Origin of the sequence: Flavobacterium restrictum (genome assembly GCF_007097245.1) — a bacterium.
Taxonomy (GTDB): domain Bacteria; phylum Bacteroidota; class Bacteroidia; order Flavobacteriales; family Flavobacteriaceae; genus Flavobacterium; species Flavobacterium restrictum.
The window spans coordinates 78,992-104,781 of sequence record NZ_VJZT01000002.1 but is presented as its reverse complement, the minus strand read 5'-3'; the positions used below and the strand labels follow the sequence as shown (position 1 = coordinate 104,781).

The 25,790-nt window shown below is 35.8% G+C and carries 20 protein-coding genes; 3 read left to right on the top strand and 17 right to left on the bottom strand.

The annotated features are described in order from the left end of the window. The 7 genes from FNW21_RS02580 to FNW21_RS02550 all read right to left on the bottom strand — a co-directional run bounded on the left by FNW21_RS02580 (position 1) and on the right by FNW21_RS02550 (position 8,991). The gene (locus FNW21_RS02580; RefSeq protein ID WP_144255182.1) at positions 1-258 is read right to left on the bottom strand and encodes an Asp-tRNA(Asn)/Glu-tRNA(Gln) amidotransferase subunit GatC; all 258 of its coding nucleotides are present in this window, start codon (positions 256-258) and stop codon (positions 1-3) included. Between the two features lie 242 nt (positions 259-500). Further along, positions 501-1,223: an RloB family protein gene (locus tag FNW21_RS02575; RefSeq protein WP_144255181.1), complete on the bottom strand. Its 723-nt coding sequence runs from the start codon at positions 1,221-1,223 to the stop codon at positions 501-503. Positions 1,224-1,226: 3 nt separating this feature from the next. Further along, the gene (locus tag FNW21_RS02570) at positions 1,227-2,441 is read right to left on the bottom strand and encodes an AAA family ATPase (protein WP_144255180.1); all 1,215 of its coding nucleotides are present in this window, start codon (positions 2,439-2,441) and stop codon (positions 1,227-1,229) included. 106 nt (positions 2,442-2,547) lie between these two features. Continuing rightward, positions 2,548-2,997: a hypothetical protein gene (locus FNW21_RS02565; RefSeq protein ID WP_144255179.1), complete on the bottom strand. Its 450-nt coding sequence runs from the start codon at positions 2,995-2,997 to the stop codon at positions 2,548-2,550. 196 nt (positions 2,998-3,193) lie between these two features. Then, positions 3,194-5,002 carry a TonB-dependent receptor gene (locus FNW21_RS02560; RefSeq protein ID WP_235889578.1) on the bottom strand — a complete coding sequence of 603 codons (1,809 nt, stop codon included), beginning with the start codon at positions 5,000-5,002 and terminating at the stop codon, positions 3,194-3,196. Between the two features lie 60 nt (positions 5,003-5,062). Then, positions 5,063-5,941: a PhzF family phenazine biosynthesis protein gene (locus FNW21_RS02555; protein WP_317129286.1), complete on the bottom strand. Its 879-nt coding sequence runs from the start codon at positions 5,939-5,941 to the stop codon at positions 5,063-5,065. A 23-nt stretch (positions 5,942-5,964) separates the two neighbouring features. Then, entirely contained in the window at positions 5,965-8,991 is a 3,027-nt protein-coding gene (locus FNW21_RS02550; RefSeq protein WP_144255178.1) for a tetratricopeptide repeat protein, read from the bottom strand. Positions 8,992-9,239: 248 nt separating this feature from the next. On the opposite strand from FNW21_RS02550, the gene FNW21_RS02545 reads away from it, so the two are divergent. Then, on the top strand, positions 9,240-9,923 hold the full coding sequence (locus tag FNW21_RS02545; protein ID WP_144255177.1) for a cell division ATP-binding protein FtsE: 684 nt from the start codon (positions 9,240-9,242) through the stop codon (positions 9,921-9,923). Next, positions 9,923-10,810 (top strand): glycosyltransferase family 2 protein, encoded by an 888-nt coding sequence (locus tag FNW21_RS02540; protein ID WP_144255176.1) that lies wholly within the window; start codon positions 9,923-9,925, stop codon positions 10,808-10,810. Before FNW21_RS02545 ends, FNW21_RS02540 begins: the two co-directional genes overlap by 1 nt. Position 10,811: 1 nt before the next feature. Here FNW21_RS02540 and FNW21_RS02535 read toward each other — a convergent pair whose 3' ends face one another. The 3 genes from FNW21_RS02535 to FNW21_RS02525 are packed head-to-tail and all read right to left on the bottom strand — an operon-like array spanning position 10,812 to position 13,391. Continuing rightward, entirely contained in the window at positions 10,812-11,912 is a 1,101-nt protein-coding gene (locus tag FNW21_RS02535; RefSeq protein WP_144255175.1) for a glycosyltransferase family 4 protein, read from the bottom strand. Next, a complete protein-coding gene (locus FNW21_RS02530; RefSeq protein WP_144255174.1) occupies positions 11,909-12,301 on the bottom strand; it encodes a sugar 3,4-ketoisomerase in 393 nt (130 codons plus the stop codon). Before FNW21_RS02530 ends, FNW21_RS02535 begins: the two co-directional genes overlap by 4 nt. Beyond that, a complete protein-coding gene (locus FNW21_RS02525; protein ID WP_144255173.1) occupies positions 12,294-13,391 on the bottom strand; it encodes a glycosyltransferase in 1,098 nt (365 codons plus the stop codon). The genes FNW21_RS02530 and FNW21_RS02525 overlap by 8 nt, the downstream gene beginning before the upstream one ends. Before the next feature lie 49 nt (positions 13,392-13,440). Between FNW21_RS02525 and FNW21_RS02520 the strand changes: the two genes are divergently transcribed. After that, positions 13,441-14,346, top strand: coding sequence for a glycosyltransferase family 2 protein (locus tag FNW21_RS02520; RefSeq protein ID WP_144255172.1), 906 nt, complete (start codon positions 13,441-13,443; stop codon positions 14,344-14,346). Between the two features lie 251 nt (positions 14,347-14,597). Here the strand turns inward: FNW21_RS02520 and FNW21_RS02515 are convergent, their stop codons facing one another. From FNW21_RS02515 to FNW21_RS02485, 7 genes are all read right to left on the bottom strand, one after another. After that, the gene (locus tag FNW21_RS02515) at positions 14,598-14,942 is read right to left on the bottom strand and encodes a hypothetical protein (RefSeq protein WP_144255171.1); all 345 of its coding nucleotides are present in this window, start codon (positions 14,940-14,942) and stop codon (positions 14,598-14,600) included. Between the two features lie 647 nt (positions 14,943-15,589). Then, positions 15,590-16,081, bottom strand: a complete 492-nt coding sequence (locus tag FNW21_RS02510) for a hypothetical protein (RefSeq protein WP_144255170.1) — start codon at positions 16,079-16,081, stop codon at positions 15,590-15,592. 651 nt (positions 16,082-16,732) lie between these two features. After that, complete coding sequence (locus FNW21_RS02505; protein WP_144255169.1) at positions 16,733-17,245, bottom strand: hypothetical protein; 513 nt, start codon at positions 17,243-17,245, stop codon at positions 16,733-16,735. Beyond that, positions 17,239-18,210, bottom strand: a complete 972-nt coding sequence (locus FNW21_RS02500) for a polymorphic toxin type 23 domain-containing protein (protein ID WP_144255168.1) — start codon at positions 18,208-18,210, stop codon at positions 17,239-17,241. The genes FNW21_RS02505 and FNW21_RS02500 overlap by 7 nt, the downstream gene beginning before the upstream one ends. A 136-nt stretch (positions 18,211-18,346) precedes the next feature. Beyond that, positions 18,347-18,832 carry a hypothetical protein gene (locus FNW21_RS02495; RefSeq protein WP_144255167.1) on the bottom strand — a complete coding sequence of 162 codons (486 nt, stop codon included), beginning with the start codon at positions 18,830-18,832 and terminating at the stop codon, positions 18,347-18,349. A 1-nt stretch (position 18,833) separates the two neighbouring features. Next, positions 18,834-25,277 (bottom strand): RHS repeat-associated core domain-containing protein, encoded by a 6,444-nt coding sequence (locus FNW21_RS02490; protein WP_144255166.1) that lies wholly within the window; start codon positions 25,275-25,277, stop codon positions 18,834-18,836. A 3-nt stretch (positions 25,278-25,280) separates the two neighbouring features. Beyond that, positions 25,281-25,727, bottom strand: coding sequence for a T9SS type A sorting domain-containing protein (locus FNW21_RS02485; protein WP_144255165.1), 447 nt, complete (start codon positions 25,725-25,727; stop codon positions 25,281-25,283). Positions 25,728-25,790: the final 63 nt, after the last annotated feature.

Below are 25,790 nucleotides of genomic sequence, written 5' to 3'. Positions count from 1 at the left end.
TTATCCTTCTATCACTTTAGCAACCACTAAAAAACCATTTTTTTTGTTCGGGAAGTTTTCTATAATGAACCGTTTCTCCATAGCCGAACTCGCTATCACCACATCCTCCCTTAAATCACTCACAGACACACAATTTCGATTGACATTAGTTGCAGCATTATTATTTGTTGGAACTGCATTTTTAATTACATCAAATAATTTGTTCACGCTCTCGGAAGGCTGTGCTCCTTTAATGCTCGACAATATGTCGACTGTCATTGTTTTGTTCATAATTTCGTTTCGTTTTAAAGTCAAACTTTTAAGGTGGCGAATTTACAAAAGTTTTTTTTAGGGATTTCTATTTTTTAATGATTTAGAGGATTTTCAAGCAAAGAAGACACTAATTTAACATTATGTTTGATTTTGTTATAATATGTGAGATTGTTATGAAATGAATCCGCGTTAAGAAGAATGGAACACGGATGAAACGGATGCAAGCATCGCGGATTTTAAGGAATTTTTTATTCGCTTCTTTGTTTGATTTGATTGTTTAATTCTATCGAATCACCATTTAACTCTTCGATCAGTAAATGGACTCTAGTACAAGGATTATGAATTGCAAAATTGTTACAATTATGATTTAAAATCAACTTTTCAGCATAAGTTATGGCTTGTTTTTGATTTCCATACTTTTCTAAAATGGAATACATTTCTACACTATTTTTTTTGTAAACAAATTTCTTTGGATTTTTACTTTTTGATTGAGCCGCAATTTTTGCATTTATTTCATCTTCAATTGCGCTTTTATAGTCTGTTCTTGACATCGAAGTATTTCTATATTGAAAATGCAGCAAATACCATAATTCAAACGCTTCATTTGACCAACCTACTTTTATTCTATTATTCTCAGCCAATTCAATTGCTCCATTAAAATTATTTGGACTAAAACTATCTCTATCAAAAACAGCCCAGACACTATCGTATTCTTGACTGGATTTATCTCTATATTTGACAGTTCTTTTTACCAAATCTTTCGTATTTGAACCTTCTCCCAAAGTATCAATGGTATATACGAATGATTTTACATTAGTTTTAAAAGACTTAAAATAATTGGGTTCCGTTTTTTCGCCTTCGCAAACAATTAAAAAATAAACCCGAATTTCTTTAGTTTTCTCTTTACGCTTCTTTTCTACTCTTGCAGTACGTTTTAAAATAGCATTGTCAATTTTTATGATATTTGCCATATTCTACATTTCCTGTAAATTAGTAATATATGGAATTGCACCATAGCGTCCTCTTATATAATCTTTCTCAAAACTTCTATCTTTTCGTATTGTATTTCCATCTTCATCTTTAAATTCTAATAATGAATACATGTCTGTAGCTTCGAAATCATCTTTCTCCGTAAACCAAATTTGGTCTCTTCTAAAAAGATTAGCGCCTAATAAGTTCGTATCGTGAGTTGTAAAAATCAATTGAGCGTTATTCGGATTTGTTTCTGGATTATTAAAAATTTTGATGATTTCTTGAGTTAAAATAGGATGTAATTTAGAATCCAATTCATCAATAATTAATATAAGCCCGAATCGAAGGGTATAAATTATAAATCCAGCTAAATCAAAAATCTTATTAGTCCCAGAAGACTCTTGATCACTTAATTTAAAATCAAGTTCATTAACCACATTTCCATTTATATCATAAACTTTATGTTTTGTAACAATTCTATCTCTGAATGATATATTATCTACATTCTCTATTTCAAATTTAGTAAATCCAAAATCTAATTTTTTAATAAAAGACAATAAGTCATTTTTATCATTTGTTTCACTTGTATAAATAACATCTGTCATAGCAAGACTATCCTTATGATCAATACCTGAACGAATCCAAATATCTTTGAAACTCCTCATCAGTAGCATTCCTATTTTATTATTAAATTGATCTGAAACAGATATAAAAAACCCATTATCTCTTGTTTTATTTTCTAGTCCTTTTGCTTCATCAAAAATATCCGCAACACCAATTCCATCAATATTTCTAATAAAATATAATTCTTCTTTTTTTGAATTTTCATTTAAAATATAAAGCCATTCGGAATGAATTTTATCATTATCTAACTCAAAACCATAACGATATCTATTATTTGATTCCGTAAAAAGCATTTCAAAAAAAGAAGGTTGATTTTCAGTTTCAGTATTTAATAAAAATGGCTTAGCATTTAATTTATCTGTTGAATTAAGCTTTGAAGAATTTTTGACAGTAGTAACCATAAAATCTAAAGCCTTAATAAAATTACTTTTACCACTAGAATTGGCTCCATAAATAACTGCTGAACGAAGAACTTTGTATTTTCCCTCTTTCACCACATTATCTTTATGTTCAGAAATACTTCCCGCTTCTAAACTAAAGGTTTTCTTATCTTTAAATGATAAAAAATTCCCGACTGTGAATTCTAATAGCATAATTATTATTATTTTACTAATTGAGAAAATTTCTCAAAATTATCAACAAATATAAATATAAAAATCTACAATTACATATAATTGAGAAAATTTCACAAAATTATAACTATAAAATTTCTTCTATGATATACTTCGTTCCATTAATCTCGAACGAAAATCCCACTTCATTTCCCATCAATTTATTTCCCAACGGAGATTGGGGAGAAAGCGCAATAACATTGACTCCATCAACAGCAATTTTTGGGAGCGCGGCACTCAAATACAAATAAATCCCATTGGCTTTGACCAAACTGCCCACAATAATTGTTTTGGCAATTGTGGTCGGATCAATTTTGTCCAAAACAGCTTTTTGCCCCAATACTTCTTTCAATTTATGGTTGAGTTTTTCTTGCTCGATGTGCATCATTGATAGCGCGGTTTCGTGTTTGTCGCCCGCAGAACCTTTGGCATCGTTCTTGGAATCCTCGGTCAAAGCGACAATCATATCCCTGAAAATATCAATCCGGTCTTGGACTAATTGTAAATAATGCTGGTGTGTTTTTTGTTTGAAAGTCATCAGTGTAGTTTAACCGCAAAGTATGCAAAGTTTTACACAAGGTTCGCAAAGTTGTTCTAAAAAGGTTTTACATTTGAGGAATTTAACTTCTAGGTTCGCAAAGCTAAAAATAATTCTAAAATTTATTTTGAACTAATTTAAAATAACAAAACCCTGCGGTCTTTGCGTAAAACTTTGCGAACCTTGCGGTTTGTCTCTAAAAATCAAATTTATAATTGGCACCCAAAACTACTTGAAATCCTTGCACAGGATAGTTCAACCCTTTTTGATAAGTCTGATTTGCAATATTATTAGCCCTCAAAAAAGCAGTTAAACGCTCGCTGTAATTGAAACCGACATGGGCATTCAAATCAAAATAGGATTTTAAAGTGGTGGGTGTAAAGGATGGTGCCACAATATTGATGAGGTCCAGATTCGTTTGTGAATCCTTTCTTTCGCCTACAAAAAACACATTGGCTCCCGCAAACCATTTTGGGGTAATATCAAAATCCAATGTGGCGTTTAGTTTCATCGCTGGTAGATTCCAGGCTTCTTCCTCCACATCAGTGGTGTAGCTACTAAAGGTGCCGTTGATGCCAAAAGACACCTGCTCCGAAAAATCTGCTTTTAATTCCCCATAAAAAGAAACTGTTTTTACAGCATCATAAACCACTTGGAACGAATTCCCAAAAGCATAGGCTTCATTCGCACTATTTACGGTAAAATCGTTGGCTTTAAACAAGGCTTTATTGGCTTCATTGGCATAGGAGCCTTTGATGTTGTAGCTAATGGTATTGGCCAATTTTCCTTTTAAACCAGCATAAAAATCATATTTTTTGTCGGTTGGGAGTATCGAAAGGGTAGGGGATAAAAACGGATTTTCGGTAACAAAATCCATATAGGAATTTTGATGTAAATCTCCTTTTGCACCCGCATAAAATAGCATTAAATCGTCTACTATATGATAAGAAGCTGTAATTTGTGGGTAAATCAAAAATTGATTGTTGCTGTTTTGAGTATCCAAACTGTAAAAAACACCTATTCCTAAATGTACCGTCCAATCCGCTTCTTGCAGGACAAAACTAGGCTCGATTCCAAAATTAGTGAATCCATATTTACTAGCGTTTGGTGTTGCATATCCTTTTTTGAAACTGCCACCCAAATAATCAACAATCACATTGGTAGTTATTGCTTGATCCATCACGTCCAATTGTAACGTTGGTTTTACCAAAAAACGATTTTCCGAAGACCCAAAAGCATCCGAAAAATGATTCAGTTTTACACTCGCTTCTTTCAAAATACCTTCGCTAATGGCTATTTTCCCTCCCAAAGAAATCGTGTTGTAACTTTGTTGGGCATTTGTGGTCGCTGCCAGTACCGTTGCATTGGCGTTTAGTTCTTGAGGCAATCCGTACCAATTATAAATCTGATTTTGATACCCCAAATCAACATTCCAAGAAAGTGCATTGGTATTCGAACCGTAAACGATGTCTAGAGCGGTATCATAAAATTTATCGTCTAATTTGGCCTCTTTTATACCGCCTTGCGATGAATGATGTCTGAACATTCCCGCCACATAATCATAAGCGTCGAGGTCATGATTTACATAAAGTTCTGCGTTTAAAGTGCCGTAATTCCCACCGCCAAAAGTGGCATAGTTTTTAAATAAATGGGCTTGTTTTGCTTTTTCAACGCCATCTGCTTTCCCCTTGGAGGGTGTAAATGTCGAGGCTACTGGAAAAGGTAAAATTGCATATTTTACGGTTTCTTTGGCGCTATTTCCATCGTCATTCAAAACTGGAGATTCTTTGACCTTAAACGCATCCGAGATGGTTGGCGTATAGGGTTTGACCACATTCACAACTTCGGTTCCTATATTTTCTTGCTTTTTTTGTGCAAAAGAAAATTGGGAAAATAGTAGCGTAAAAAGCCCCAACTGCCCAATAAATCTAGGCGTCCTTAAAAGGGAAGAAGCCGAGAACGTCGACCGTTTATTTACGAATGCTGCTGTGTTTTTAAGTATCATCTTTTTTGTTTTTCTATCTATTTTCTAACCTTTAACTCTCAACTTCTAACCTCTTTGTTTCTACACTTCCCATTCTCCTTTTGCAAGGAATTGCGTTTTGCCTCCAATTTTTATATCAAAATAAGTATCGGAACGTTTGCCGTCAAAATAAATTTGAGAAGGTCTGTTGATGCAATCGCCTTGGTGGTTCACTAGTTGTATTTCTGGGGCATAATATTTCAAAAGAAAAGCTTGGAGACAAGTACTAGCACTTCCTGTGGCAGCGTCTTCTATGAGTGCGTTTTTTTCGATACAGAACATTCTAGTACTTATTTTTTCTTCTTCCAAACAATAAAAATACAAAGCTCTGTGGTTCGTTTTGCAATTTTTTTGTAGCCATTCCTTCATTTTATCTAAATCAAAATGGATGTTTTCTAATGCTTTTTTATTTTGTAATGGAACAATCACAAAGGCGCTTCCCGTGCTTACTTCTTGAATGGGGAAAGTAGCATCAAAATCAGCGGTGACCAAATTAGTGAAAGACATCAAACCTTCATGCGAAAAAACATCCATAAATGCGGGTTGAGCGGCTTGCAACCAAACCAAATCGGTTGTTTGTTGTACCAGAATTTCGCCAATTGGAACCGATAAAGTCATGCTTTGTGGTTGGTTGTTGAATATTTTATTCAGTAAAACCCACGAAGTCCCAATGATTGGATGTCCTGCAAACTGCATTTCACTTACAGGTGTAAAAATCCTAATGGTTGCGGTGTTATTTTCGGGCTGAATGTGTGTTACAAAAGTGCTTTCGGCAAAGTTGATTTCGCAGGCAATTCGTTGCATCTCCTCGCTGCTTAAATCCTTTGCGTCCATAAAAACCGCCAGTTGATTTCCAGCATATTTCTTTTCGGCAAATACGTCTACTATATAAAAAGGTATTTTCATTTTTTCTAAAGTCATTTAAAAAAGGGTTCGGATTGCTCTTAATTTCCTCCTTTGGGGATTATCGACGAGTTGGTTTTGGCTTCTTCCGTTTTGATGGTGCTCAAATTGGTTTTTGCCTCGGTTACAATTTCTGGGTAATCCGTAAAATTCTGAATTACATTGTCCAAAATATAAGTGGCTTGGTAACTGTCTTTCAAACCATAAAAATTCTGTGCCATTAATACCAATCCTTTGGCTCCAAAATAACGGTAACTCGAATAATTTTTGGCTAGTTTTTGAATCGCCACATTCGACAATTCAAATTTGGCGTCCTTGTTTTTAAAATAAGCGTCATAATACAATGCCTCGGCTGCGAGTTCGCCTTTGGCAGTGCTGCTTAATTTGGCATAAGCCGCTCTGGCCTTGGTTTCATTACCAGTTTGCATGTCGGCACGTGCACTTATAATTTGAGCATCATTTTTTACATTTTCATCCGTTTTGGGGTTCAACAGAACCTTTTCGGCATAAATAACGGCGTCTTGGTAGTTGGTTTTGTCGTAATAGCTTTTCATCAAATTCGCTTGCGCAAAAGTTTTATTTTGAGGAAAATCTGCCTCGGATTCTAACCGAATTAAAACAGGAATAGCTTTATCCGATGCGTTGTTCTTGAGGTATATTTGTGCCAAACGTGCCAAGGATTGCTCGGTAAATTCGCTTCGGGGTTGCGCAATAACATACTCGTAATTAGTCGTTGCTTTGGTCTCTGAACCTTCAGAAAAATAGGATTGTGCCAAATAAAAATTAGCATTTAGCGTATGAATTCCGCCTGGAAATGAGTTGATATAGCTACTAAATCCGGCGATGGCTTGCTTGGTATTGTTTTGTTGCAACTGTTTTTCGGCGGCTTCGTAAGTATCGTTATCCAGTTCTACATTGCTCACCGTGACAAAATCCAGCGTGCGTACCCAAGTGGCATATTCATCAACTTTGCCGCTGTCTACATAAATCAAACGGGCGGTCGAAACCGCTTCGAGAGCTTCGGGAGTTTTGGGAAAATCGGCGGCTAGTTTTTTGAATTTTGCCAATGCCAGCGCATCTTTATCGGAATTGTAATAAATTAATCCTTGGCGCAAAATCGCTTTGGAAGTAAAAGAACCAGAATTAAATTCGGCAATTAAACGGTCGTAAGTGGTAAGCGCTAATTCTGGTTTGTTCTCGGTCACATAGGTATTTCCCAACTCAAATAAAGCATCGTCACGGTATTCGGACTTGCCATATTGGGTCAAAAAATCTTGTAATGCCGCTATTTTTTTGTCGTTTTTGGCAACAAAACCAAAGCAAATGGCTCTTTGAAAAGCGGCGTAATCAGCATCGATGCTTTTTAATTCGACCACTTTGGCGTAGGCTTCCATGGCAGGCCAATATTTAGAAGTTACAAACCTACAATCTGCTAAACGCAAATACGAATCGTTCCAACGCACCTTGTCTTCCGGAACGGCATCAATTTGATTTTGAAAATAATTCCCTGCTTGTTCGTATTCTTTTAATTTAAAATAACTGTAAGCAATGTTGTAGTTGCAGTTTTTGAATTCGGTGGTAGTTTTGGCTCCTGGCAAAAGTAGAAACGCTTTAAAATCGGCTAATGCAGCTTTATAATCGTCCAAAGTAAACTCGGTTTCTGCTTTCCAAAAAAGGGCTCTAGCGGTTATAGTGGCGTCTTTATTTTCGGCAATTGTTTTTTCAAAAAGGCGGCTTGCTTCTTGAAAATTAGCATTGTTAAACACTTCTAATCCATTATAAAAAAGTACTTTTTGATACACTAATTTATTGGCTGCCGATTTATTTCGTTCTAACAAAACCAAAGCTTCTTTGTAATTTTTGGATGAAATATAGGAATCGATTAGCAATTTTTCTATTTCGGGATTGTTGGTATTGCTGGGGTATTTGTCCAAAAAGGCTTTTAAAACAACTGGAACAGTTTGGTAGGAATTCCCAATTTCGTAACTTAATTTGGCATAATTCAAAGCGGCATCTTCTTGAAGTTGGGTGTTAAAATTCATTTCGGAGGCATTTTTGAATGCATTCAAGGCTTGCGGTTTTTTGCCCGAATCCAGATAGCTTTCGCCCAAATGGTAGTAGGCATTTTGCGAGACAAAATCGTTGCCATCAATGATTTTGTTGAATTGCGCTATGGCATTTTCGTAGTCCTTTTGCTCGTAATAGGCGTAACCCAATTGGTAGAAATCCGTATTATTCCATTTTCCTTTTTTGCCATTGTACGCAACCAAAAACGGAATGGCGAGATCGTATTTTTTGAGGTTGAAATAGCTTTCGCCAATGATTTTATTCAATTCTGATTTTTCTAAAGCATTTGATTTTGCCATGGCTTTGTTGCCTAAATCAATTGCTTTTTGGAAACTACCGAGTTTGAAATTCATATCGGCTTGGTAGTAGGACAGTTTTTCTTTGTATTTTTCTTCGCCAGAAACAGCATCAAAATACTTGGTTGCTTCCTTGTAATCGTCGCCTTCGTAGGCTATAAATCCTAGGTAATACTTGGCTTGCGAACCGTATTCTTTAGAATTTACTACTTTGTTAAGATACGTTGTGGCTTCTTTTTTCTTTTTGGACGAAAAAAAGCTGTAGCCTTTTTGGAAATTGTATTTTTCTTGTTCGCTGGCATTCAAATGATTCTCATCGACTTTGTCAAACCATTCCAGCGCTTGCGGATAATTGCTTTGTTCAAAATAGTATTGCGCCACTTCTATGTACGCTTGGTTGCGCTTGGTGCTGGTAGGGTAGTCCTTCACGAAGCGTTCCATGAGCACATCGGCATTGGATTGGTTGGTACGAATGGCGCAATTTGCCACATAATAGGCACAATCAGATTGAACTTCCTCGCTGGTGGTTTGCGCTTTTACGTTTTCGAAAATAAGCTGTGCCGAGGCAAATTGTTTGGCTTTATAAAGTGCTACCGCTTTATTAAAATCCTGAAGTTCATGAGTATAAATAGCTGATTTTTGTGCCGAAACCAAAATGCTATTTGCAAGAAACAGTAAAAAAAAGAGCCTAGAAAGTGTACGCATTGCAAGTATTTTTTTTTAAACCAAATGTATTGTTCTAATGTCTATAACGAACTGCAAAAGGGTTTTATTATAAACATTTTTTTTAACAATTATGAGGTAGGAGTCTTTCACTATTTAAAATTTGCCTCTTGTCTCTTGTCTCTTGTCTCTTGTCTTTTTCATTTATAAGTGTTTCTTTTTTATTTGAACAGAATTTATTTTGAATACATCCGTTATCTTATTACTTTTACCCCATAAACAATTCTATTATGTCTCAAACCGTACTGTCTTTAAAGAATGTGACCATTTATCAGGAAGGAAAAACCATTTTGTCCCATATAAATCTGGAGGTAAATCACGGTGAATTTATCTATATTATTGGAAAAACAGGTTCTGGAAAAAGTAGTTTCATGAAAACCTTGTATGGCGATTTGCCTTTGACCGAGGGCGAAGGGCACATGGTAGATTTTGATTTAGCATCCTTGAAAGAGGATGATATTCCGTTTTTGAGGCGAAAAATTGGAATTGTTTTTCAGGATTTTAAACTACTTCCTGATCGTACGGTAAAGGACAATATGCTATTTGTGCTTAAGGCGACGGGCTGGAAGGACGAGCAAGAAATGCAAGACAAAATCACCGAAGTGCTGACTAAAGTAGGCATGACGGAATTTGGAAATAAAATGCCACACCAACTCTCTGGTGGCGAGCAACAACGAGTAGCTATTGCTAGAGCTTTACTCAACGACCCAGAATTTATACTTGCCGATGAACCCACTGGAAATTTAGACCCACAAACCAGTGCCGAAGTTCTCGAAGTGTTACGTAAAATCAATGCTAATGGCAAAACCGTTATCATGGCCACACACGATTATGCCTTGTTGATGAAATTTCCATCAAAAACATTGAAGTGTGAGGATGCCAAGATATTTGAGGTAGTGCAACGCACTGTGTAATGCTTTCGATACTCATTCCTACTTACAATTACAATGCGTTTCCGCTGGTGTATGAACTGCAACAGCAATGTATAGGCAGTAAAATTGAATTCGAAATTCGGGTGCAAGACGATAACTCCACTGCATTTTTGAACGAAAACAACGCGATTAATACGTTGGAAAATTGTAGCTTTGAGAAGAATGCCGTCAATTTAGGACGGGGAAAAAACTGTAATGCACTTGCCGAAAAGGCACGTTTTGATTGGCTCTTACTTTTGGATTGTGATACGTTCCCCAAAACGGATAGTTTTATAAAAAAATATCTTTTGTTTATAGACCATAATGCAGGAAAAATTGCTTTTGGAGGAATTGCGTATCACTCTGAAAAACCAGCATCAGACCAATTATTACGCTGGATTTATGGCACGCAACGAGAAGCACTCCCCGCCGATTATAGAAATCAAAAACCAAACAGTCGCGCCCTAACCTCTAATTTATTGATACAAAAAACGGTGTTCCTGCAACATCCTTTTGACTCTCAAATATTAAAATACGGCTATGAAGATTTGTGTTTTTTGAGCGTTTTGGCTGCCCATAAGTACCGTGTAAGCCACCTTGATAATCCTACTTTTCATGAAAATCTTGAAACATCGGTGGTTTTTTTGGAGAAAACCAAAACGGCTTTAGATAATTTGGCTTTTATTACCACTTGGAACACCACACTTGCGGAAGAAAGCAAAATCGTTGCGACTTATACCTTCCTAACAAAAGTAAAACTACATAAATGGGTAGCTTTTGCTTTTGACACTTTTGAATCAAAAATAAAGCAAAATCTCTTGTCTGATGCACCAAAATTATTCCTTTTTGATTGCTACAAGTTGGGTTATTTTTGTAAAATCAAAAATTAATTTATTTTTTTGCCACCGTTTCAAAAAGGTTTTGCCACTGTAGCATGACGGTTTCCAAATCGTATTTTGCTGTAATTTTTGAGGCATTGTTGCCCATTTGCACTCGCAACGCCACGTTTTGTAAGAGTAGGGTGAGTTTTGCTATAAATACATTTTCATTGCCATCAGGTATCAAAAAGCCGTTTTCACCCTCGGTAATAATAGCTCTTGGCCCACAAGGACAATCGTAAGCTATGGCAGGCAAACCTACTGCCATAGCTTCTAGCAAAATCATTGGAAGCCCTTCGGAGCGGGATGTCATGAGAACAACGGCCGCCTCTTGATACTTGGCTTCAATGTTTTTTACGGGCTCATAAAAACGGACTGAATTTTCAATTTGTAACGCTTTGGCTAATTGCAGTAATGTCCCATTGGTTACTTGATTGCCGTAAATTTCGAGTGTCCAATCGGGGTTTGCAAGACTTGTTTTTTGCCAAATCGGGAGCAAGCGATCCAAGCCTTTTTCGTAGGTATTTCGGGCAACAGCAATAACTTTTTTCGATTGTAAATTGGCTTTTTTTACAGGTATAGTGGCTAATGGATTAGGAATCACCAAGGCATTGTAGAGTTTCCATTCCTGTAAACTAGCCTCGGATAAAACGATAAAAGTATCGAATTTTTTGGCACAAAATATTTTTAATAGTATCAAAAAACGATAGGTCAATTTACCAAAAAAAGTGTTTTTGGAGGCTTGTTCTTGAATAAATTTGGAACCATGCGATTCAAAGAGAATGGGTGTTTTTGTGGGAAACAACCACGGTACGAGATAGCCTTTTAAGCCATTATCGGCAACGATTATACAATCGGGTTGTATTTTTTTGAAGATAACAGATAGTGCTTTTTGGTAACTCCATAAAAATGCAAAAGGGGTTCCAGTCAAGAGGATATCATGCAAAAAAATAGCGGCATCAAAGTGGTAAAAAAGCGGAACATTGCCTTTGTTTTGCGTAACAATATGTACTTCGTGCCCTAATTTTTGCACCAAATAATTGGCTTTTGTCGACAGCACTCGTGCCACACCTCCTTCATTGGCAATACTGGGAACAAGGTAAACAATTCTCATTGCAATGATTCTAAAAAAGCATCGTAATCCCGAATATAATCGGCTTCGTCAAACACATCCGATGCCAAAACAAGGCAAACGGCACCTGATGAAAAGTTTTGCAATTCGCGCCAAGTGTTACTATCAATCATCAAGCCTTTGTCAGGTTTGTTTAAAGTAATTGTTTTTACTGTAATTCCATCTTTTAAAACCACATCAAAACTACCCGAAATAGCGATTAAAACTTGTTGCAAATTGCGATGCGAATGACCGCCACGTTTTGCATAACTTGGAATGTCAAATAAATAATAAACTCTTTTTATTTCAAACGGAATAACATCATTTTCTATGACGGCAATATTCCCAAGGCTGTTCTCTATTTTTGGTATTTCTATAATTGTACTATTCATGTTTTTTTATTTTTAAAAAATCCATCCACTGACTACCGATGGTATAAGATGAAAAACGGTCAACACTTTTTGCTGCGTTGCTTTTGCAATACTCATATAATTCTATATCATTTACCATCTTATTCATTGCTTGTGTTAACTTTACTATATTTTGATTTTCGACCAATAAACCGTTGAAGCCATCAATAATTATCTCGTTGGGGCCCGAAAAACAATCAAAAGAAACGACAGGAGTTCCTACTAGCATACTTTCGATAATTACATTTGGAAATCCTTCATTACTACTCGAAACGACCGTGAAAAGCCCTTTTTTTTGATACGCATGAGGATTTTGTTGATAGCCTTTGAAAATTACATCATTGGTCAATTGCTTTTGGTTAACTAAATATTTTAATTCCTCTAAATATTGTCCTGAACCTATTATTATTAATTTTATATTTTTTTGAGACAAACTAGATTGATGATAGGCTTCAATGAGTTTGTCAAATTGTTTGACTTTATCGTTCATTCTACCTACTGCCAAAATATAGTTACTCTCGTCAGGTACCAACGCAGTGCTTAACACTTTTATTTTAGCAATTTCAATCGGATTGTGAATAGTAGTAACAGGGATGTTGTACTGTTCTTTTATTACTTTTTCAATTCCTATACTAACCGCAACAAACTCATGTCCAGAATAAATTAACCTTGCTAAATGCTTGTTTTTTGGAATATAAAAAGAAGTTATACCGCTATGAACGGTGTAAATAGCTCGTGAGTTATAAGCATAGCGAGAAATCAAAAATTCGTTTATGAAATTAACACGGTATCTAAAATCTATAATACAATCAAATTCATGTTGCTTGAAAAAGGTTCTCAATACATAAATTCGTTTTAACTTATCATAAATTGTATTGGATTTCAATAGTCCTAAATTCAACAATTTACCTGAATAAGAATAGGATATTTCGTCTAAAAATATAATATTATGAACATAAAGACCTATGTTATCAAAAAAAATCGATAGGGTTGCATGTAATTTTTCAGCACCACCACCAGCTAAACAATCGCCTACTAATGCAATTTTAAATGTATTTTTGCTCTCACTCATGTTAATAATTTGCTATTTTAGCTTCAAATATAAACACTTATCTGTATAAATGAATCACTATCCATTAGTTTCCATAATTTGTCTTTGCTATAACCATGAAAAATTTGTGACAAAAGCGTTAGATTCGGTTCTGAATCAAACCTATTCGAATATTGAGTTGCTAATCGTTGATGACTATAGCACTGATAATTCTTCCCAAGTCATAAAAGAATGGTTGCTTACTTACCCTACTGTTACATGTATTCAAAACACTAAAAATATGGGTAACACTAAATCTTTTAATAATGCTTTTGCTTTGAGCAAAGGTGATTTTATTATTGATTTGGCAGCTGATGATATATTGAATACCAATGCTGTCGAGTTGCAACTACATGCTTTTCAAACCAGTTCTTTTAAAAATCTAGGTATCGTTTACGGAAATGTCGAATTGATTTTTGAAGATTCCAGCCATTTTAAATATTTTTTTAAAGTTGATAAAAATAAAAAAAGGATACAACCGCAACCTACCGGAGATATTTATATCGGATTATTAAGCCTTCAAAACAATGTTTGTTCCGTATCGGCAATGGCAAAAAGAATCGTTTATGAATCTTTAAATGGCTATAATGAAAACTTATATTACGAAGATTTTGATTTTTGGATAAGAGCTGCTCGCCATTACACCTTTGATTTTATAGACGAAGTTCTGATGAAAAAAAGGGAGTTAAGAAATTCATTAAGTGCGCAACGTTTTAAACGATTGAATAAAAAAACCCGAAAATTTAATCGCTCCACCTACCAAATTGTAACGCATGCACTAGAATTGAACCAAACCACAGCCGAAAATAGAGCGATACTAAAAATGATTCATTTTGAAATGGAAATTGCCATACGAACAATCGACCCAATATTATTCTTGAAATATGTGGGTCTAGAGACAAAAATCATTAAGAAACTACTTTTTACTACCGTTTAATTTTGAGACGTTCGTCCAAACTATGAAATCTTTAGGGCATTTGCTTTTGACACCATATAAGTAGCACGGTACAAAATTAACCCACCAATGATGCGGATGCAACAGCATAGCACGTTTTTTTTTAAAAAATATCAAAAAATGAATTAAAATCGGTACAAAACCAGCATTATCCGTTACCACTGTGGCTACCTTTTTTAAAAAAGCATGCCTTGTGAACCCCGCCCCTCATTTATGATTGTTAACAGCTGTTGTTACCGCAACAAAAGCACTGCTTTTTCGGCTTTAAGTATGATAATTTCTTGTTCCAAAGCGGCAATTTTTACATCCTTGGTAGTATCTAGCGGGGCTGTTGTGGTATAGGTGCTGGGTAGTGTGGAGGCAATATCCTGAAAAAAATTATGCTTCAAAGCATGACTCAACCGTAGGAGTAGGGCAGCTTGTAGGGTAGCACTTTTTTGATACCGCAATACCACAGAATCCTGAATCCCCAGGTAGCGTGCCAATGAGGCTTTGGAGATTCTATGGTGGTCAATATAGGTTTTTAACATCGTCCCTACATGTAAATCGACTGGGCTGTTGGTGGGTTTTGATTGCATTTTTTTAGGATTACTATAAATTAGCTACACTTTTTTGGGATGAGACAATAGATTCTATTTCACGAACTATATGCTAAAACAAAGACCATTTTTTTTAACCATATAAGGCATTTAAGGACATTTAAGGGTGTAGTTGTCTATTGGTTTTAACTATTCTAAAGAAGCATAATGTATATTTAATAGACAAAATTAGCTATTAAATATGTAATAAAGCTAATTTAATGTATAAAAAAGTATATTAAATATACTAATAAATTACTTTAGTATTCAAAAAAGCAATTTAAATAGACATAAAAGTATATTAAATATGTAAAAAAGCTTATTTAATATACAAAAATAAATATTTAATATACAAATTAGCTAACTAAAACTGTTTTAACTCTCTGTTCATTCCCATAAAAAAAGCCGGAATAGTATTCCGACTTTTTAAATTTGGTGCTCATTCTACTAGCGGTACTTGAGGATATTATCGATACTGGGAGCTAAAGCCCAATGTCATTAAGTTAAGGAATTACTCTTTTTTTTCACGCAGATTTACGCAGAAAAATGAGGAAAAAATCTGCCAAATCTGCCGAATCTGCGTGCTAATTTTATAATTTTCTGCTTAACTTAATGGCATTGAGCTAAAGCCCTTGTTGCCGTAAGGATTATACAATAGGAGGATCTGTTTTTCGACCTGCATTCCCTTGCGCATCAAAACGTGATTTTAGTTTGTCATACGCTTGTTTAGCCCCAGGAACACCTGCTTGGTTGGCGCCGTCATAAATGCGATATACTGCCAAGGCGGCTGTGTAAGCCTCGTCACCACAAATGCGTTTGAGGTCGGCAATTTTCTGGCATAAATTACTAATACTTGCATCTAAAACATCCAGTTGTTGAAAAAGCGTTAAGTCGTTTTGGATAAAAGCTTGGTTGATAAACGCAGGAATTATTCCTGTACCACTAACCCCCATTTCTATAATAACATCCTCAACAAAAACTTTGTTGGTAACGTCAATAGCCTTTAATCCACCCCGTTGATCCTCGGTCAAGCTGCCCGCTGGCAATTTGGCAGTAATGGTAGTAATACTAGCATTTATTGCAGTTAAATCCGCAGCAATAATTACGGTGTTCAATTTGTTCTCGGTGATGTTACCCATAATTTCTAATTATTTTTAGATTAATAATCGAAAGGTAAGTAGGAAAAACAAAGGAAACAATCCCCATTTTTAGTGATTTTTCAAATTAGTTGCGGATACTTAAAAAACACCAAAAACCTTTTAAAAACAAGGGTTGAGAGCCAAAAAACCCTAAAATACAGAAAAAAGAAACTAAAAAAAGGAATTTATAAAACGTCTAGGTAGCTGCCTGTATGGAAAAAAATAATTTGCAATTGTTATTTTATAAAAAGCGACGTTCCAATATGTTTTTTGAACGTCGCTTTTTTTAGAGAAGATTATTTGGCTATGTAGGGAGGTATTTGCTGGATGCATTACCCCCGATCCCTCGGATATACATATTCTCCTCGGCTTGGAAAGCGCGGATTTACTTCGTCAGTTCGCTATCGCTCGGGTGCAATCAGGGCCTATTCCAACTGGCATCTAAAACAAACCTAACCAAAATTATTTGTATAGCTACTCTTTAAAAAAAAATATTTTTAAGGGTTGTAGTTTGTGATGTTTGAACTCGTAAGTGGGCACGGATTGCACATCCGAGCTATCCATCACGAGTACCTAATGCTCGGACTAGCGGGGGATTTATAACAAGAAAGCCGAGCAATTGCTCGGCTTTCTTCGTTTTGTATTTCTTCTTTACCAATCGGGTTTATATCTTTTCCACTCTTTTGGAATTAAAATCTTGATATGAATTGCTTCTTCTTTAAATTTATCATCATACTCAACAATTGAATCTTTAAATAATTTCATACTATCTATGTGGAAAAAATTACCTTGAGGATGTATATGATAAAATTCCACTTGCAAAATTCCATCATTAAAATTATAAAATCCCATATCTGCTTTTTTAGGATTAATACAATTATTGTCATTTATATCAAAAATATCAAATTTGCCAACTCTTCCTTTATCATAGAATTTTAAAAAATATTTTCTATAATTATAATTTGGAGTTACTAAACCATTGTGTTTTAACGAAATCAACTTATAAACAACATTTGTGTCAACATATTTATATACATCGTTATTCGAGTTTTGTTTTATCTTAAAATAACTTGTTTTAAAACGTCTATTTCCGTATTCAGTTTTTAATGTAAAACATCCTAGGACGACAAACAGTAAGGAAAAAATTAATATTCTCTTTACCATGATGTGAAGCCATTAGAAGTTCTGTATTGAGAATAACCTTTCCAATCCCAAGATTGGTTTTCAAAACCAGCATCTTTTATCATGCCGTGAATTACTCTATCCTGTATTGCATGACGTAAATGCTCACTATTTACACCAACTCTATAACCTCCATAACCTACTGTTAATGCTCCTAACCGATATTTTGTTCCAGTTTCATTAACATATCCACGAGTGTATTTCCTGCTGTATCCATCTACACTATTAGTAACTGCCCATTTTTCGGGGTCTTTGCTTTGATCTCTTGCTCCCGTAAACAAATTAAATCCTGCGGAAAACTCTCCAATAGATAAATTCAAAGCGGCAGTTCTATAGCTATCTGTTCCTCCTCCTAATCCTGTTTGCTTAAGTACCGGTCCGCCATCATTCTCATACATCGCTCTAAAATCTCCAAAATGCAATCCAACCACGCCTGTTGTTTGACTAAATTCTTTCATGCCATCTGTGCCACTCCAAATATTAGTGCCTAAAGAAAACCCGTTTTTTCCATCATCATAACTAGCCAAAATGGACTTTCTTATTTCCATACCGTTTTTACCTAATCCGTTATAATTACTATTACTCATAATACCTACTCCTCCCGAGAAACTAAAATCTCCTGCACTATAAGTTACGCTTAAACTCGCTCCTATACCTGCTGTGTTACCAAAAGCAATACTTGGTGAAATGCTAAAACTCCAGTCTCCAACTTGCACACCATAGGCAGGCATTAATCCACCTATAAAAGCAGTCGCCATAGACTGTCCTATACTAGCTCCAATAACACTCATAGGTGAAGCCCAACCAGTTATTCCTCCAATAATTGCTCCTCCTAAAACAGATAACCCAAATTGCCCAATATTCCAGTTTCCTGTTCGAATAGCTTGCGCAGTATATGCAACACCTCCGCTTATTGCACCAATGATTGCACCGATAATTATTGGCACCCATATGAACTCCCCACTAGGATCGTTATATTTTAACGGATTATTCCAGCAATACCCATATCGATTATAGTTCTGGGTATTACTAGGATCTTGTATATAATTATCCGGTTGCAGGAATCTATCCGAGCGGTCGGGTTTAGTGCAAATCCGCGCCGTCGGTGGTCATATGGTAATTTACCTGTAAAATCAAATTGTCTTTTAAAATTACGGGTGACGTATTCTTTAATAATTTACCATTATAAATTAATTGAATTGTATATTCTTTTTCTTTTAAAAGATCTTTAAACAATTCTTCTAAATTGTAATCATATTTAAACGACAATTTTTCATTATGTTTTAAATCAACAAATTCACCATCACAAAAAACTTTTATTTTTATAGATTGCTCAATATAAATGCCTTTATTATTTAAAATTTTAATATTCAAATAACAATAATTATTTAATTTATTTATTTTAAAATCATCAAGGGTATTGTTAATTATTTCTAAATTTACTATCTTATTTTTGATAATATTACAAGTTATATTAAACGGATTCTCTATTTTTAATAATGGTTTAGATTTTTCTAAACTTTTGCAATTAATAAAGATAAATATCAAAAAACAACATAAATATTTCATGTTAATAAAATTTTAAAATTATTTTATTTTCAAATCTCATAGGTAATAATGAAAAAGTTTTAGAAAACCATCCTTTACTCCACTCGGTCCATAATGGATTAGCACTTCGTATTGAGTTTAAATTTGTCAAACCCATGTTCATTTTTCCATAGCTATAAATTTCTTGAGCATATCCTAGAGGACCATCCGTAGCTAAAGTTGAATTGTTTGCAGGGAAAACTCCTGATGGATATTTCCACCCATTAAAAACTCCATTAGACATTGTTCTATCAAGTATTGAATGACCTAATTCATGTACAGTTGTTGCTTTTAAAAAGGCATCTGAACTAAAAGCTACTGGTCCAATTGTTATATTTCCAGTAACTGGATCCGTAATGCCATAGTCTTTTAAACTATTGTCGTAAGTCATTTTTGCACCTTCCATACCGTATTTAACTTGTACATAATCTATTGCTCTTTGAGCTCTTATTGCATCTATAGTACCGTTAATATTGGCTTCTTTTACTAAATTTTTTACTACACCACTATCGGTTTTAAAACCATATCCAGCTTTGTAATTAGTTGCCATCTCGTTTAATGAAGTTAATGATGCGAAAGCACCTCCAATTAAACCACCATACAACATGCCTTTACCAACATCGCTTCCATTTAGAGCAGCATTAATACCCCCAGTTGCTATGCCTGTTGCAACACCCCAAATAACATTATTTAAGAATACTCCTCCTCCAAATTGACCAAGAGCGCCACTTATTGCGCCAACGACAGCTCCTTTCCAAAAACCTTCGAAAGCATTACCACCATGTCTAGCTGCAGATGTTGCGGCCATTTCGCCATTAATAAAAGCGGCTAATGCGACTACAAACCATATGAATTCCCCACTAGGATCGTTATATTTTAATGGATTATTCCAGCAATACCCATACCTGTTATAGTTCTGGGTATTACTAGGATCTTGCACATAATTATCAGGTTGCAGGAATCTATGCAACTTGGGGTCGTACAAGCGGGCATTCATGTGTATGAGCCCTACGCTTTGTAGGTGTTCGTGTCCAGTGTAGCCTCTGTCAAGAATAGTAAGACCGTTTAGGGTGTTGCCGTTGCCGTCTTGTACTTTGGCTATATTACCCCACGCATCAAAAAGGCGTTTTTCGAGAACGACACCCACATTATTGGTTATTGCCAAGATGCTTCCCTGATAATCTCTATGCAAATATAAGGTTTGTTCTTGAGGTGTACCTGTGGTGGGATATGTTTTTTTGTACACTATTGGGGCTGTATAACCGTCGCCACCTATGTAGGTTACAAATTCTACTACGCCATTGGCACGGTTTTCTTTAATTTCCATAGTACCATCGGCACTGTAGTGTTTGCGGTATTTGCGGGAGTCTTTGAGGCCTAGTCCTCCATAATACATTATGCTACGGTCGTTGCTATCGTTGTAAACAAAACTTATTTTGTCTACTCCGTCTTGGCTTATTTCTATAGGAGCCTTAAAGGTGTTGTAGGTTATGGTTTGTAGTGGTAATGGCGTGGCTTGGTAATACGCTTTGGTATCTGGCGTAAGTGTTACGGAGGTGTTTTGGTATTTTTTGGCGGTATTGTAGTTGTAAGTGCCTAATGTGTTTGTTTTTATGCGTCCATCGTCTTGATAGCTTTGCGTTTCGGTAGCTCCCAATCCGTTAGGAAAAGTCAAAAGGCGGTCTAGGCTATCGTACGTAAAAGTTTCGTTAGTACTAAACAAACTGTTAGTTCGACTCGTGAGGTTGCCTCGTTGGGGGTCAAACACGTTGCCTAGTTCCATAACGGTAGAGGTGCTCAACGTGTGCTTTGTATTGCTTAAATATCCATAACCCATAGCGTCATAGGTATTGTTGATAATAATGGTATTACCTAACGTGACTTTTACAAGTTGCCCTCGCGCATTAACGACATCGGTTTGCCAAAGCGTCGTGGTATTAGGATAGTCTTTTATTTGATAGGCATAGCCGTTTTTATAAAAGTTTTGGATTTTGGTGGTACTGGTTTTGCCTCCTGCTAATAATGTAGCAGTACTGGTTTCGGTATCTATTCTACCCCAATTGTCATACGTTACTGTTTTATCAAATTTAGCATAAGGAGTAGTTTCGGTTGTACCCGTTACTCTTTTTTTGTTGTCATACGCTATTGCATTGGTAATGGTGCTATTGTTTTCTAGTACATTGGTAAACGTGTTGCCTGTAGGTAGTTTACTAGTGGGGTCATACGTATAGGTAGTAGTAGATAGGGTTGTGGCCCCTTGTTTTATAGTTTTGGACGTTAATTTACTGGTGGCTGGATCGAGTATAAAGCTTGTTTCACCATTTGGGGTGGTTTCTTTGGTAGTTTCGCCCAAGGCATTGTACTCATAAGTGTACAACCCTGCCGAAGGGTCATTAAGACTGGTTTTACGACCCCAACCGTCTTGGGTAATGGATATTTTATTGTTTAGATAGTTCGTTTCTTTGAGGTTGCCATTAGCAAAATAGGTGTAATATACGGATCCACCTATTGGGGCTTCGGTCATTGTTACTACATTGCCTATGGCGTTTTTGGTCGAAGCTTTAGTTTTACCCGTACTACTATCCGTTACTGTGGTTTTGAGTTTTTCATAAACCATGCTCATTATTTTGCCAGTAAAGGACGTGACCGTTTTTGGGCGGCCGTATATATCGTATGCTGTGGTACTCCATAGGCTTGGGCTCGCCGTATAGGGTTCGCTTACACTATAGTTGCGGTCATAGATATCATATAAATAGTCTTTATAGGACATGTTTCCTTGTATGTCTTTTACGCCTGTTCTAATTTTCCTGCCTAAATCGTCAAATAGTTCTTCGCTATAACTGCCATCGTCATATCCTGTAGTGGTAATTTTAGTTTTTTCGGTATCTCGTGTATACGCATAATTATTTATTTTACCCAAATAATCAGTAGTTTGTGTTTTCTTGAACCAAGAGTCATATAAATAGGAGGTCGTTAAATTATATGGATTGGTTTCGGATTTAAGTGTTCCGTCTGGGTTATAAACATAGGATGTTTTTAGTGTTTCAATATCGGTACTTTCCATCAGGAAACGCCCTGATGTGTCATATTTATAACTAGTAACTCGATCCGTTATTCCTGTTGCTGCTATCGTTTTGGTAATTATATTCCCAAAAGAATCATACACATTAGTCTCTTTAATAGCAGTAGTGTTGTTGCCGAATTTCTCTATTTTTTTGAGTAAATTGATTTCTGTTCCCGTACCGTAGTCATAGGTTTCTTTGCTGCTCATACTATCACCAGCAGCAATTACAGTCTGGAATTTTGCAGTAGGCCTACCTGTTGAATTTGGTGTTTGATAGGTTACTGTAGTTGTAGTGGTTTGCTCTTCAAGACCTGCATTTTTGAGTTTTGTTATCGACTCTAACGGGTTATTATACCCATCATAAATTGTATTGGTCTCACTACTAGTGTTGTCCAGAATGTTGTAGTTTTTGGACTGTACATTTTGTAGTTTATAAACTTTATTAGCTGCCAAGGTTGCCTCGTAACTGGATAAGGATTTGGTTATTAGTCCTATAGGCGGTGTGGTGTTGGTCTCGGTAAAACCTGTAGCATCATAGTTGGGTATGATAGTGGCTAGGAAGGTTGTCCCCGTTGTAGGCTTAATAATTGTACCATTTATCCCGGGTCTAATAATTACACTACCCGAGGCAGTACGTGTATCCGTTGTTGCAAAAGTATAATCAGATACAATAATGCTATTGGGTACAGCTGTAGTGGGTGCTTTTTGATTGGCTACAGTTTCTGGTGTATATAAGCCTTCATAGGTGTAATTCTCTATATTGGCACCACGCAAATTGGGGTCAAATTTAGATATTGAACTAATGATTTGAGAGTCCACTTCATACCAGTTGGTACGCATAGTAGCACGAAAACCCAAGAAACCCAATCCTTCCATGTTAGAGGTAGCTCCAGCATAAGCAAACTGTTGTTTCTTGTAAACGCTTGTACTCTTTTTTTCGAGCAAGGACACCACTTGAAACCCAGGAGCCGAATAAATATCGACATTAGGATAGTTTTCTACAAGACTAACTTCTTTATAGGTGGGTTTGCAGTTATAGCTACAAACTTCGGGGACTAGGGGTTTATAGGTTATGGTCTCGGTAATGCCATTGCCAGTAATAATAGATTTGAGTCTAGACTCGGCACTAAAATCTTTTTTGGATACAAAATTTAAAATTTTATTATCCGAAATAAAATCAATTTCCATGTTAGGATTGATTTTATCAAAATTTAAAAAAATAGGCAATGCTGATGTACCAATAGGCGAGTTGTTGTCTAAATTGATTGATGCTTCTAAAGCAAAGCTAACCCCCATATTTTTATATACATTGAGAGAAAGAGTTGTTTTGGTAATACCTGTTTTGCCACTAGTTGTACAACTACTTTTGTTAACATAAATTAAATCTGTCTTTCCGTCTTTATTGATGTCATTAGGTATAATTTGAACAACATTATTAGTGCAATTAACAACGGAAGAAATAGGGGATGTAAAAAGTGTATTTGTGTTCAACAACGTTGTTCCAGTCGAGAAATATTTTATATACTCATTACCACTCTCTACTTTTTGAACAAAGAAATCCGTTTTTCCATCGCCATTGAAATCGCCCATAAGTATTTTTTTTCTTATGGTGATGTTGGTATCGCCAGTTATTTGAGCTAATATATCAAATTGTAAGTTAGCATTTAGGCCATAAACCGTACAGCTATTGTCGTTAAAAACATATATGTCCGATTTTCCATCGGCATTAAAATCAGCTATTTGTATACTACTTGCTGAATAACTCCCTATGTTTCCTGCACTGGTAACAAATCCAGTTGTTTGTCTTGGATCTAAATTCACAAAAAAAGCATTTCCTCCTGATCGCTGGGTGGTACGGTCACAAGCTGATGTGTACATCAATTCGTTTTCAACTGCAATCACATCGGTAAGCCCATCACCATTAAAATCGCCACTCAAATAACGTTTAGTAACGGTATAGGTGTCAGCATAAATAGAGGTGTAATCCCCGCAAATATGTTGCCTGGTGAACGAAAAGGTAGGGAATACATAGGACTTGTTGCCTAATAAATTTATTGGATTAAAAGTATCTAGATTGGTATAGTTTGAAAAGGTTGTTTGGCTGGTTGTAGCATCTGTTTTTACTATTGTCCATCCTTGTTTTGGCAAAAGTTTGAATCCGCCTGTAGTATTATAAAGTATTGTAGAGGTAAAAATTTCGTCAAATGCTCCCGTGTTGCTTTCAACAGTAGGGTTACTAGTGCCATCGGTTTTTAAACCACAAAAAAGCCAATATTTCTTTTTGGCATACGTTCCGTAAGTTGGATATAAAATAAAATCCATATTTCCGTCGCCATTATAATCCCCCGAAGTATAAGAGCTGGTATTAGCTGACACGTTTGTCATATCAATACTTGTAGCGATGGGATTACTTATCAATCCTTCTGCTTTAGTATCATAGTTGAAAATAGTAGGGTTGTAACTTTTAGTCCCATCTCCGCTAGTTTCAATAATTTTTATTAGTCGTTCGTAATTAAGAGAGGTAGCCGTGTCGCGAAATAAAGTATATTTTCTAAAACCAATATTGCTGCTCGTCACTACAATATTGTCTAAAATGGACGTGTTAGTAATACTTTGTCCACCCACATACGCTTGCTCTGGTCTTGTACGAGTAACGTAATTAAACTTTATTTCATTTATAGGGGTATTAATGCCAACTGCTCCGTACTTGATACTCGCTATAGCGATACTATTATTAGTGTTATTGTAGGTATACGAAATTCGCACACTTTGTGGGTTTTGCCAATACGATATAGACCATGTTGTAATAGATCGAGAATCAGTAGTAATGCCGTATTCTGACACTGATCCATCTGGATACTCGACCTTGAATGAAGCGGGGCCATAAGCAGCACCCAATAGCGATACACCAAGTGAGGTAATCTTTACATTAGAGAAATTTTCGGTTTCATAAACAGTACCATCTGCACCATATATTCCTGTAGTGCCCGTTTTTACTATTAGACGCTGCCCATCAAGAGCAAAACGATCGTTGACATCAAGATTCACGCCTCCCACAGCAGTATCATGAAATGTAGTTCTAGGAATTCTAGTTATGGATGAAACTCCTGTAGTATTCCAGCCATAGCCAGCCATACCGTTACCGGCTTGACTGCTATACGCCAAACTTATTTGTGGAACTACCCCGTTAATTCCTGGTGGCACCGCTATTGGTATAGCATAATTAGCTCCACCTGTAAGCGATACGGACAATTGTCCTTCAGTAATACCTACTTCCGCAGAGGTTCCTGTTGGAGTAGTTGTTTGAGCTCTTGTAAATAAGCTTAATCCAATTAATAGCAGTGTATGGTAAAAATGCTTCATCTATTATTGTTTGATAATTTTAATCGTTTTTTGTTCACCATTGTTATAGTTTAAAACTAGCAGGTAAGTTCCTGATGGATACGACTGAAAAGGGATTGTTTGTGTGTCTTCCTTTTTTGATTTAGAATAGGAATTTAAAACTTGTCCGTTGAAATTATACAGCATTAGCGTTGTCACAAAGGCATCATTGGCGAGCTCCCATTTTAGATACAACTCTTCTTTAACTGGATTTGGATAATAGGAAATAACATCATTTGGAGTGAATTTTTGTAAATCTTTTTCCGTTACAGCTTCAATTTCTTTTGGGATTACAGTTGCTTTTTTGCCCGTACACGACAAACACAATGTGCGGCTTATTTGGTTTCCAGCAGCATCATACTCAAAAGAGATTTTCTGTGCAGAAACCGTAAATGAAAAACCAATACACAATAGCATTAAATAACGTTTCATAGGAGATAATGTTTATTTTTTTTAACAGAATAGGAAGTGATTTTATATTGGTTTTGGAACCAA